This is a genomic window from Spirosoma sp. SC4-14 (assembly GCF_037201965.1).
Taxonomy (GTDB): Bacteria; Bacteroidota; Bacteroidia; order Cytophagales; family Spirosomataceae; genus Spirosoma.
This window is the reverse complement of sequence record NZ_CP147518.1, coordinates 3,475,546-3,487,981: the sequence shown is the minus strand read 5'-3', so window position 1 is coordinate 3,487,981 and position 12,436 is coordinate 3,475,546. Positions and strand designations below refer to the sequence as shown.

9 protein-coding genes are annotated in these 12,436 nt (G+C 48.4%); 7 read left to right on the top strand and 2 right to left on the bottom strand.

What is annotated here, in order from left to right; genetic code table 11:
• The first annotated feature begins 48 nt into the window (after positions 1-48).
• The 4 genes from WBJ53_RS14115 (at position 49) to WBJ53_RS14100 (ending at position 6,486) form a co-directional block, all read left to right on the top strand.
• Entirely contained in the window at positions 49-792 is a 744-nt protein-coding gene (locus WBJ53_RS14115) for a shikimate dehydrogenase (protein WP_338876784.1), read from the top strand.
• 116 nt (positions 793-908) lie between these two features.
• Positions 909-2,069: an N-acetylglucosamine-6-phosphate deacetylase gene (gene nagA, locus WBJ53_RS14110; RefSeq protein WP_338876783.1), complete on the top strand. Its 1,161-nt coding sequence runs from the start codon at positions 909-911 to the stop codon at positions 2,067-2,069.
• 948 nt (positions 2,070-3,017) lie between these two features.
• Positions 3,018-5,972 (top strand): TonB-dependent receptor, encoded by a 2,955-nt coding sequence (locus tag WBJ53_RS14105; RefSeq protein WP_338876782.1) that lies wholly within the window; start codon positions 3,018-3,020, stop codon positions 5,970-5,972.
• Positions 5,973-5,985: 13 nt separating this feature from the next.
• On the top strand, positions 5,986-6,486 hold the full coding sequence (locus tag WBJ53_RS14100; protein ID WP_338876781.1) for a hypothetical protein: 501 nt from the start codon (positions 5,986-5,988) through the stop codon (positions 6,484-6,486).
• A 92-nt stretch (positions 6,487-6,578) separates the two neighbouring features.
• Here WBJ53_RS14100 and ribD read toward each other — a convergent pair whose 3' ends face one another.
• Entirely contained in the window at positions 6,579-7,601 is a 1,023-nt protein-coding gene (ribD, locus tag WBJ53_RS14095; protein WP_338877191.1) for a bifunctional diaminohydroxyphosphoribosylaminopyrimidine deaminase/5-amino-6-(5-phosphoribosylamino)uracil reductase RibD, read from the bottom strand.
• 136 nt (positions 7,602-7,737) lie between these two features.
• Here ribD and prmC point away from each other — a divergent pair, with 136 nt between their 5' ends.
• Positions 7,738-8,586: a peptide chain release factor N(5)-glutamine methyltransferase gene (gene prmC / locus WBJ53_RS14090; protein ID WP_338877190.1), complete on the top strand. Its 849-nt coding sequence runs from the start codon at positions 7,738-7,740 to the stop codon at positions 8,584-8,586.
• A 100-nt stretch (positions 8,587-8,686) separates the two neighbouring features.
• Complete coding sequence (locus WBJ53_RS14085) at positions 8,687-9,661, top strand: AAA family ATPase (RefSeq protein WP_338876780.1); 975 nt, start codon at positions 8,687-8,689, stop codon at positions 9,659-9,661.
• 349 nt (positions 9,662-10,010) lie between these two features.
• Here the strand turns inward: WBJ53_RS14085 and htpG are convergent, their stop codons facing one another.
• Positions 10,011-11,855, bottom strand: coding sequence for a molecular chaperone HtpG (gene htpG, locus WBJ53_RS14080; RefSeq protein ID WP_338876779.1), 1,845 nt, complete (start codon positions 11,853-11,855; stop codon positions 10,011-10,013).
• Positions 11,856-12,053: 198 nt separating this feature from the next.
• Between htpG and WBJ53_RS14075 the strand changes: the two genes are divergently transcribed.
• The gene (locus WBJ53_RS14075) at positions 12,054-12,362 is read left to right on the top strand and encodes a rhodanese-like domain-containing protein (protein ID WP_338876778.1); all 309 of its coding nucleotides are present in this window, start codon (positions 12,054-12,056) and stop codon (positions 12,360-12,362) included.
• Positions 12,363-12,436 lie beyond the last annotated feature (74 nt).

Here is a 12,436-nt window from a genome sequence, read left to right as displayed (position 1 = left end):
CAGAGAAAAGTAGTCGTAAACTGCCTACTTTTCTCTGCCTTTTTTACTATGATTCGCTACGGTCTTATTGGCTTCCCGCTCACCCATTCGTTTTCACAACGGTATTTTTCCGAAAAATTTTCTCGGGAAGGCATTACCGACAGTCGCTTCGATCTGTTCGAAATGCCCGATATTACAGCCCTGCCCGATCTATTAAAAACACCGGGATTACGTGGCCTAAATGTCACCATTCCGCATAAACAGGCAGTTATTCCTTATCTGGATCGGGTAGATGAATCGGCCGCAAAGATTGGTGCCGTCAATGTAATAAAGCGTGAACCCGATGGTAAAACAACCGGCTACAATTCGGATTATTACGGCTTCAAATTATCGCTGGTCTACTGGCTGGCCGACTATGACCGGACTACGGCCGGTCTTCGGGCGCTTGTACTCGGAACGGGTGGGGCGTCAAAAGCAGTGCTGGTGGCTCTTGCCGATTTAGGGATTCCATTCAAATCGGTATCGCGCACTAAAACCAACGATAGCATCACCTATGCTGAACTGCCGGGGCTGATTTCGGATTATCCGCTAATCATTAACTGTTCGCCAGTGGGAACCTACCCGCACACAGACGAAGCTCCAGCCCTGCCCTACGATCAGCTTACCGATCGGCATATGCTCTACGATCTGGTCTATAACCCAGCCGAAACGCAGTTTATGAAACGCGGACAGGAACGGGGAGCCGCCACCCTAAACGGTTACCAGATGCTCGTGCTTCAGGCCGAAAAAGCCTGGGCTATCTGGCAGGAGTAGGTCGGTATTGGGTTTATGGTTTACGGTTGCTCCGCAGAAGGAATAAGAATGGGCGGAGCAACCGTAAACCATAAACTGTACCGGGTATTTTAATCCAGCGCCTTACTTTCCTACCTATGCAATCCATTATTTTTCAAAACGCCACGGTTTTTACGGGCGACTCATTTCTTTCCGGCGCATCGGTGCGGATTTCTGACGGTTATATTCAGGAGATTTCCGAAAATGGGAATATCCCGGCTACCGATTCGGGAACGGTCGTCGATCTCCAGGGCGATTATCTGCTTCCGGGCATGATCGATTTGCAGTTATATGGCGGCTCCAATCTGTTTCTGAACGACATTCCAACGCCCGAAACGGTGCGCCATATTTATGAGTCGCACCGCCGAAACGGGACCACCACACTGCTCCCAACGATTCATTCAACGTCGCTGGATATAATGCTCCAGTCGATGGCAGCCGTTGCCATTGTTCGGGACGAAAATCCGTTTGGTGTACCGGGCATTCATATCGAGGGCCCCTATTTTAACCCAATCAAACGAGGAGCACACAGTATGGCGTATGTGCGTACTCCGGCCGAAGGCGAACTGGAAACATTATTCGGCTCCAATGCCGACGTTATACGTATTCTGACACTGGCCCCAGAGATTCTGACCAACGAACAACTGGCCACCCTTCAACGGCTAAAACATCCCGATACACGTCTCTCCTTAGGCCATAGCAATGCTACCTACCAGCAGGCGATGAATGCTTTTGATAGCGGTTTCCCGTTAGCAACCCACCTCTATAATGCCATGCGCGGTTTCGAAAGCCGCGAGCCGGGTATTGTCGGAGCTGTTTTTGATCATGCCAGCGTTCATGCCAGCGTAATTGCCGATGGGTATCATTGTCATCCGGTAGCGATCCGAACCGCCTATCGACTACTGGGCGAACGAATGTTTTTGATTTCGGATGCGCTATTCGCCAACCCACCCCGCCCCAATTTCTCATTAGGTGAATTTGTCGTTCATTTTGAACCCGATACCCACGGCCCTGGCCGATATGTGAACAATGAAGGTAATCTGGCGGGTTCAGCCCTCACCTTAATCGACTGCGTACGGGTGGCGGTTGACCAGGCCGGGATTCCACTCAGCAACGCATTACGAATGGCTACGGCCATTCCGGCAGAGTTGATTGGGCTGGGCAACCAATTAGGGAAAATAAAGCCGGGCTATGTTGCCAATCTGATCCAGACAAATCAGACGCTGGCGGTCAAAAATGTCTGGACAACAACCTTTTAGTCGTTAACTAAAGCTATAGTATCGGTTGCTCACAAAAGCCCGGCGCTCATAAAGGAACTAGTTGCAGTCTATCAGCACATTCTTCCGTTGTGAGCGCCGGGCTTTTGCGTACACACTAATTTATAAATCGATCAGGCCCTGCATTTATAGTAAATATCCTTATAGCTCATCATCCGCCAACGCAGGCTTGCTTAAGTATTATTACGAAAAACCCGTTCAACGTTTGGTTTAAATATAAAATAACCAATAATCTGTTTTATATTTTAAATATAATAATATAATATTTTGCATTACAACTTGTTAACGTAATTTTAATTTGTTTATTTAGCAATGTACAACAGAACATACTCTCTATTTGTGCACATTCCTACAAAGAGAGCTTGGCAATAAATGTAGCCCATAGCTACCTGATTTACAGTATAATTCTTTCTTGACCAATTCAATATTTATCAATACGAAGTCAACAGGTCGTATAAATACCTGAATAGGTTTTTACTATCCTATCATTAAGAATAAATACGCTTCACATTCAACTTTCCAGCAGTATGAAACGCAATGACATCAGGAGTACTTATTCTGTACGGAGCGGGTATTCGCCGGGCATACTTCTCTATACGTCCCCTACCGATCGATTCCTCTGTTTAGGAAAAAACAGTTGGGCCAAGCTGCCGTCAACCAGGTATAGTAACTCGGCATCCGTAACACAACAGGCGCAATAATTCACGCTTTTCAGATTGCTATCGGCTAAAACTCCAACCGGAGTGATGGGAAATTAGTGCCCAAAAAAAAGCAAAGATTCAATCAGCAAAACCCTGAACATCAATCAATTAAATAAAAAAATTTAAATCCCAATTACGAATAACTCATTATCAAAGGCGTATCTAGTTCACTTAAATCAACCCAGATTCTCTTGTTCTGCTACTGACTTTCCATCAACTCCTACTACTTATGAAACGAAGAGTATACACACACAGCTCTCTGCGTACCCTGCTGCTTCTGATTGTGTTCGGTGTAATATTACCCGTCATCACCCAGGCCCAGAGCAGGCGAATAACCGGCAAGGTAACAGCCACTACGAATTCGGAAGCGCTACAAGGGGTAAATGTCCTGATTAAGGGCAACACCCGCAAAGGAGCCATCACCGATAATCAAGGGGCTTTCTCACTCGAAGCAGCTCCGAACGATGTTCTGGTCGTTAGTTTTATTGGCTTTAAATCAAAAGAAATTCAGGTTGGCGATCAGACAACCATCAATGTCAGCCTCGATGAAGACGCCACCCAACTGACCGAACTGATCGTAACCGGAACGCGCAACACAGGACGAACCATTCTGGAAACCCCCGTTCCGGTCGATGTTATTTCGATTAAAGACATCATGGGCGAATTGCCGCAAATCGATCTGGCACAGATGCTTGCCTATGTGGCTCCCAGTTTCAACGCCATCCGATCGCAGGGCGGTGACCTCGATTCACACGTTGATCCGGTTCAGCTACGCAACATGGCACCGAACCAAATTCTGGTCTTGATCAATGGCAAACGACGCCATACGTCGGCCCTGCTTATTACCGGTACGGCTGTCGGCAGTCCATCAACGTCGGTCGATATGATGACCATTCCGGCGGCTGCTATCGATCGGGTCGAAATCTTACGGGATGGTGCCGCAGCTCAGTATGGTTCCGATGCTGTTGCCGGAGTCGTGAACATTATTCTGAAAAAAGGGACGAATAAACTGACAGGTAGCCTTACCGGTGGCGGTTATCTCAACTCGGGTGGTAGCGCCGGTGCGCTAACTAAATCTGGAAAACCCGATGGTTTCAACTACCAGTTCGATGCGAATTACGGATTTAAAATTGCGGAGAAAGGCTACCTCAACATTTCGGGGCAAATTACGCAGCGACGGCCAACCCTGCGCCCTTTCGTCAACGACTGGGGCTTTTTTGATAATACTTATCTGAACAACCTGCGGACCGATAAGACCGGCAACCCAGTTATTACGAACCCCGAACTTATTCGTGCCCAGTCGGCTGGCAATACTCAGTTGATTGAATCATTGAAAACGGAAGATGGCCTGATGGCCGCCCGCGGCTTAACGAAAGCCGATTTTGCCGTTTATGCCGGTATGCCCGCCATTACGCTGGGAAGTGCTTTTTATAATGCAGGTTACGAGATCAATCCAACCACTACGATTTACAGTTTCGGCGGAGCTTCCTACAAATTTCTAGAAGGTTTCTCCTGCTATTTCCGTCGCCCCTCCCAAACCGACCGGTTCAACTACCTGCTCTATCCCAACGGATTTCGCCCACAAATGACGTCGAACACCTCCGATTTTTCCAATACGGTAGGGATAAAGAGCAAAGTTGGCGATTTCAATGTCGATTTCAGCAATACGTTTGGCCGGAACGGGATGCGGATTGGCATGGTCAACACGATGAATGCATCGCTGGGTTCCAACTCGCCCGTAAATATGTATCTGGGTACGCATCAGTTCACCCAGAACTCAACAAACCTCGATTTTTCGCGCTATTTTAAAAGCATAATGAACGGTCTGAATGTTGCGTTTGGGGCCGAGATGCGGGTCGAGAATTATAAAATCCTGAAAGGTCAGGAAGAGAGTTACAGCTATGGCGATGCGGGTATCCTGACGGCAACCAAAGCCGGTTTGCTGGTTGGTCCCGATGGCAAACCACTCGAAGATGCCAGCAGTACACCCATTGTCGATGCGTCGGGCAATCCATTAAGTGTATATGCCGGTCAGCAGGTAACGGTCAAATCGCTATCGTCGAACTGCCAGTGCTTTGCCGGATTTGGGCCTAAAAACGAACGCAACGAATACCGAACCACCATGGCAGCCTATCTGGATGCCGAACTCGAGCTGACCCGTAAGTTTCTGGTAGCCGCAGCGGTGCGCCTGGAAAATTATTCTGATTTTGGTGGCGTATCGATTGGTAAACTGGCTGCCCGCTACGAAATCACCAAAAACCTGACCATCCGGGGTTCGATTGCAACGGGTTTCCGGGCTCCTTCACTACAGGAGTTAAACTATACGCATACGGCAACGGCTTTCGTACCCGATGCCAATGGCATCCCCCAACCACTCGACGTGACCACCTATCCAACCAACAGTACGGCAGCACGAGTGCTGGGTATCAAAGGATTGAAGCAGGAAAACTCACGTACTTATGGCCTGGGCTTCACGTTCCAGCCTACACGTGGATTTGAGATCACAGCCGACGCCTACCAGATCGATGTCGACAACCGGATTTTCCGCACCAGTTATTTCAATGCCTCAGAAGTTGGCAATAACTATGGAGAAGTTATTGGCGGTGGCGAAGCACAGTTCTTTGTCAACGGGGCCAATGTTCGGTCGAGAGGTATTGAACTGGTTGGCAACTACACCTACACAATGGCCCGCAACAAAAGTCTGACGTTTATGCTGGCTGCTATTTTCAGCAAGAATACGATCCTCACCCGGAAAACACTCGACCTGAATGTCGAAAACCTGACCCCCGATCAGGTGGTTGAAAAATACCTCAGCCGCGATGTAATTGGCCAGTTTGAAACCGGAACCCCCAGAACTAAAGTCATCAGTTCTATCACCTATCGTTTCGATAAGTTCAATATCATGCTGCGGGGTACTTACTTCGGATCGGTTACGGAGCGTTCGGTATCGTCCGACGATCAGGGCAATTACTACGACCAAACGTTCTCTCCACAGGCTATTTTCGACATGAGCATTGGGTACGACCTTACCCGCAATCTGAAACTGTCGATTGGTGGCAGCAATATTTTCGACAAGTATCCCCAGATTCTTCGCCCCGAAAATCAGGGATTCTATCTGTACTCCAACAACCAGCAGGGTTCTAACGGTGCCTACTACTACGGCCGTATCATGTTCAACTTCTAATCACTGCCAAGCCATGAAACGCTTTTTTCATAAACTGCATATCCTTCCTGCGTTCGGTATTCTCCTGTTATTTTTCCTTACTTCCTGCGAACAACAGGTCTATGAACCCAACTTAAATGTCGCTCCGGGCGGAGGTACCATTTCGACCTATACCGCCTACACGCTAGCCTCTTCCGATGGTACCAATGTGTATGGAAGGGTAGTCTTCTACAAGTACAGCTCATCGGTAACGCTGGTTCAGATCGGTCTCTACAACACGGATAGTGGTATGGCCTATTCGTCGTCCATCTATCAGGGCAAACTTACCGAAAGCTTATCGACCGTTCTGAAACCGCTCGATGCCATCAGCGGAGCAACCGGCGAATTTTCGAGCAACAAGTACTACGTAATCAATGAAGCGGGCTTCTACGATAACCTCAGTTCGTATAATGCCAACGTCAAAATCATGGCCGGAACCACGCTGGTCGCCAGTGGCAATATAGGAATCAATGCCACACCAGTAGCGCATTCGTAGAGTAGCCATTGGCTAATCCACTAAACAGCAGTCCTTTAAGTAGTTCTGATTAGCAGAAAATAGTGAAAATAACCCTGGGCATGATCCTGGGGTTATTTTTTGCAGGTGATTAACTCGTCATCGCCAACTAACTCCGACCGAACCAGATTTCCCTGCACAACCGGGGCCTTAACCCCAGCCTGAAGCATAGTTCGGGATCTAAATACCCGCATTTCGTCCCACAGTCCGGCGTCGATAAACGATTGAAGTAACGTTGTGCCGCCCTCTACCAATACCGACTGTATGCGTCGAGTATACAGATCGGTCAGCAACTGCGGCAACAAGGGTTCATCGGCGTTTAACCGACAGTACGTTGTTTCGCCGGTCAGGTCCGTTTTAAGAAAATTATAGACCAGCGTTGGCTGCGCATTATCGAACAGATGCAAGTCCTTACTGAGTTTCAACTGTTTGTCTATAACGATCCGGAGCGGATTTCGCCCCGGCACCAGACGCACATTCAGCCGCGGATTATCGGTACTTGCCGTATGGGTGCCCACCATAATAGCATCTTCTTCCGACCGCCAGCGATGCACCAGTCGATGCGACAGATCGCCACTTATCGTAACGGGTTTTCCGTAGGGTCCTGCTATAAAGCCATCGGCCGTTTCGGCCCATTTCAGAACGATATAGGGCCGATGCTGTTCCATAAATGTAAAGAAACGGGCGTTCAACTCCCGCCCTTTGCCGACTAATACGCCCGTTTCAACGGCAATACCAGCCGCTCGTAGTTTCGCAAATCCCTGCCCGCCAACCAGCGGATTGGGGTCGTCGTTACAGCAAATGACCCGTTTTATCTGCTTTTCGATGAGCAGATTGGCGCAGGGTGGCTGTTTGCCATAGTGCGAACAGGGTTCCAGCGTTACGTAAGCCGTGCTTTCGGGCAACAGGTACGCATCGTCGGGACGAACCGAGAAAATGGCATTTCGTTCGGCATGGGCTTCGCCATAGCGCTGGTGCCAGCCCTCGCCGATGATCCGCCCGTTATGTTCGATCACACACCCAACCAGCGGATTCGGACTCACATGTCCACGACCGAGGGTTGCCAGTTCGAGCGCACGCTCCATGAATAAATTCATCATTCTGAAATTCGTTTGCTGTTTTCGGAACCAATTCCGGTACAAATTTCCTAGCCACAGCCATAAACAGAAAACAGTAGACTATCCCTTAACCGAAAACTTCCCTATTTTTGGCAAAATTACCCGACTATACCGAATGGCCACAGCCAAACCACTCTATCAACGTCTAAGCAAGAATATTACGGCCTATCCGCCCGAAGAAGCCCGCGAGATGGCGTTTATGCTGCTCGACCATTACTTCGGTCTGCGCAAAACCGACATACTGGCCGATAAACCTCTACCGCCAAACCGGACTGAACCTGACTGGTTTAAAATTCTGGAACGATTGAATCGGCAGGAACCTATTCAGCATGTTATTGGTACAACCATCTTCTGCGGTTTAGAATTCGAGGTTTCGCCTGATGTGCTGATTCCAAGACCTGAAACAGAAGATCTGGTGCGGCTTATCATGCACGATTTTGCCGACCGTACCGACGATGTTCATATTGTTGACATTGGTACCGGCAGTGGATGCATTGCCATCACCCTGGCCCGATTTCTGCCGCAGTCGGTCGTGACGGGTTGGGATGTTTCTGATCAGGCCCTGACCCTGGCCCAGCATAATGCCGATCACCTGAACGCCGATGTTGCCTTTTCCATTCAGGATATTCTTCAGATTCCGTCCGATTTTACGGGTAAGTTTGACTGTGTTGTCAGCAACCCACCCTACGTTACTCGTTCCGAAGCGGCTCAGATGGATCGGAATGTATTGAATTATGAACCCGACCTGGCCTTATTTGTCGATGATAATGATCCGCTGGTTTTTTACAAAGCCGTTGCCGATTTCTGCGTTCGTCATCTAACGAAAGATGGGGCTTGTTACGTTGAAATAAATGAACGGTTTGGCGAAGCAACCCAACAGGTTTTTGCCGATCGGGGTTTTACCCGAATTCAGGTGTATAAAGATATTCATGGCAAGGATCGAAGCATCCGGGCAACTTTTTAGTTTATAGTTTATAGTTTTCGACTTATCGCTTTTAGTGCTTCGCGAGCGTAATGCAGCAGAGCACTAAAAACGATAAACTGAGAACTGAAAACTCACACCAATGCAAGCGACATCCTTTACATATCATACCAAAATCCACGAGGTATTCAACGAGATGAGCCAGGTTGTGGTTGGGCAGGAGCGCCTGCTCAATCGGCTGCTTATTGGGTTGTTTACGGGTGGCCATATTCTGCTCGAAGGTGTTCCCGGACTAGCCAAAACACTGACAATCAATACCCTGGCTAAAGTATTGGAGCTTGATTTTCAGCGCATTCAGTTCACACCCGACCTATTACCTGCCGACCTGATCGGAACCATGATTTTCAATCAGAAAACGGCAGAATTCGAGGTAAAGCAGGGACCGATTTTTGCCAACCTGATTCTGGCCGACGAAGTAAACCGCTCTCCGGCTAAAGTGCAGGCGGCATTACTGGAAGCCATGCAGGAACGTCAGGTTACTATCGGCGAAGAAACATTTGTGCTCGACCGTCCGTTTCTGGTGCTGGCCACCCAAAATCCCGTTGAACAGGAAGGAACCTATCCGCTCCCCGAAGCGCAGGTGGATCGATTCATGATGAAGGTCTTTGTCGATTATTTGAATAAGGATCAGGAACTGGAAGTGATGCGCCGAATGTCGAACATGAATTTCGACTATGAAGTAAAGCCCGTTCTGGGTAAAGAAGACCTCGTAGCCATTCGCGACGAGATCAACAGCATCAGCATCTCCGAAACACTCGAACGGTATATCATCGAGCTGGTTTTTGCCACCCGCCGACCGATGGAATATAACCTCCGCGACGAAGCCCGGTATATTCAGTTTGGTGTGTCGCCCCGGGCAAGCATCAACCTCAATCTGGCGGCTAAGGCGCTCGCCTATTTCGACCGACGCGAATATGTGCTCCCCGAAGACATTAAGGAAGTAGCACCAGATGTGTTCAATCACCGCATCATGCTTAACTACGAAGCCGAAGCCGATGGGGTAACAACGTTGCAGGTCATCGATTCGATCCTGCGAAAAGTAGCCATTGGGCGGTAAATCTATTGGGGTAGCTTTTTTTGTTATTTTTCGCGGGCAACCATGCGTCAGAGCCATATGATTACTGATATTTCGCAGCTCGACCCAAACATGCCGACTATCTGAAGTTAGATTACGCTGAAATAGCTTGACACTAACCGTGTAGAGTTATGAAAGTGAGCGGTTTTATTGGTTTCAAGAAAAAGTACAAAGCCAGTATCTTTCGATGGCACATAATTGAGCTTTACCGCTTAGGGCTAGTCAGTCAAATCCAGATTTTGGCGGAACTAAAATCTCCGCAACGGTGGCCCCATAAATAAGAAAAGGACTGCCCGGAATTGGCAGTCCTTTTTACTTCCACGAGAGCTACTTACAGCGTCGCTACCGTCCGGCGAACAAAAGCTGTCAGGTCGGCTCCGGTCAATAGGTTTTGCGAAAGCAGCGCCAGATCATAGACCTGTTTTACCAACGATTTCTGGACGTCGGCATCAGCTTCGCTCAGAATTTTGGCAGTCAGTGGGTGATTGGCATTGACAACCACATTGTAACTAACAGGCAGATTACCATAGAACGACTGTTCGCCCGAAAGCGCCGACATGTCTTTCATACGGCGCATAAACTCCGGCATAGTAATCGTTACGGGCAGTTCGTCGGTGGGCTGTGCTTCAATACTCACCTGGAGCATTTTATTGTCCAGCACCTGTTCGAACACTTCCTTCAGTTTGGTTTTGTCGGCTTCCGACAATACACTTTCGTTGTTGATGCCTTTATCGATCAGTTTGTCGAGCGTATCGGCATCGACCCGCTGGAACGATACTTTTTCCAGTTTGTATTCCAGCGAATTAATGAAGTGCGAGTCGATCACATTATCCATCAGCAGCACGTCGTAACCACGCCGACGGGCCGATTCGATATAGGCGTCCTGTTGTTTGCGGTCGGTAGTGTAGAGGATCACCAGCTTCTCGTCCTTGTCGGTCTGATTGGCCTGAGTTTTCTCGCGGTATTCGTCAATAGTTGCATACTCACCTTCCGTATTTTTGAGCAGCACGAAGTTTTTGGCTTTTTCCCAGAACTTATCGTCGCTCAGAATGCCATATTTAATAAACAGTCCAATATCGTCGAACTTCTCTTCGAAAGCTTTCCGGTCGGCATTGAAAATCTCCTGTAGTTTATCGGCTACTTTCCGAGTGATGTAGCCGTTGATTTTCTTCACGTTCGCATCGGCCTGCAGGAAACTCCGCGATACGTTGAGCGGAATATCGGGCGAATCGATCACGCCATGCAGCATCATCAGAAAATCAGGTACCACGTCTTTTACCTCGTCAGTAATGAATACCTGACGGCTGTAGAGCTGAATTTTTTCCCGCTGAAACCGCAGTTCGTTCTTGATTCGGGGGAAATATAAAATACCCGTCAGATTGAACGGATAGTCGACATTCAGGTGAATCCAGAAAAGCGGCTCTTCGCTCATCGGATACAACTCCCGATAGAACGTTTTGTAATCTTCGTCGGTCAGTTCAGAAGGCGCTTTTGTCCAGATCGGCGTTGAGTTGTTCACGACCTGACCATCAAACTCGACCGGCGTAGGCAGGAACCGGGCATATTTGTCCAGAATACCACGCAAACGCCCTTTGTTCAAAAACTCTTCCGAATCGGGCGCGATGTGCAGAATCACGTCCGTACCACGCTCGGCCCGTTCGGCGGGCGATAATTCGAATTCAGTAGATCCATCGCATGTCCAGCGTACCGCTTCGCTATTGTCGCGGTACGATTTCGTAACGATTTCGACTTTCTCGGCCACCATAAACGCCGAATAAAAGCCAAGCCCGAAATGCCCGATAATCTGGCCCTTATCGTCGGTTTTATCCTTATATTTTTCCAGAAAGTCGGCCGCGCCCGAAAAAGCGATCTGGTTAATGTATTTCATGATTTCATCGGCTGTCATACCGATGCCATTATCGCTGATGGTAATGGTTTTGGCTTCTTCGTTGAGCGATACTGTCACTTTTAAGTCACCCAGTTCGCCACCGAACTCGCCAAAGGACGCCAACTGACGTAATTTCTGCGTGGCATCAACCGCGTTCGATACTAATTCGCGCAGAAAAATCTCGTGATCCGAATACAGGAACTTCTTGATAATCGGGAAGATATTCTCGGTATGAATTGAAATCTGGCCCCGCGTGGACTCTCCTTTTTGGCTTTCTACGGCTTCCATAGTGTCTTATTTGATTCGATAATAGATATTAAACGGGCGTGATCAAATCTTGTTCCAGCCGCGTCTGGGCTGACAGATTGGCAGGAATCAGAACGAGAATGTAACGCAATCCTGCTCCACGTCTCTTGCTTACCCCCTCCCACTCTATAGTACCCAACGTCGTGAACAGACCTCAAAAATTACTTGTTACTTTCTTACATGACAACCCCCAAGTATACCGATATTTCGCTTTCTGAGCTGGAGCGGCTCAGGTTGGAGCCACACACGGCCATTGTCGACGTGCGCGACGAGTGGGAATTTGACGAATTTAACATTGGTGGGCTCAATATTCCGCTCCCCGATATTCGCGCCCGAAAAAACGAGCTTCTCCCCTATGAAACGCTCATCGCGATCTGTACCAACGGCGTTCGGAGCCGGATTGCCGCCAAAGATTTTCTACGCCAGCCCGAACTACAGAACAAAACAATCTATCATCTGCATGGAGGAATTATTGAGGACATTGGATAACAGACGTTAGATGTTAGATAAACATTGACGCTATAGTCTACTGGCTAAAATCCAACATTCATTATCTAACGTCT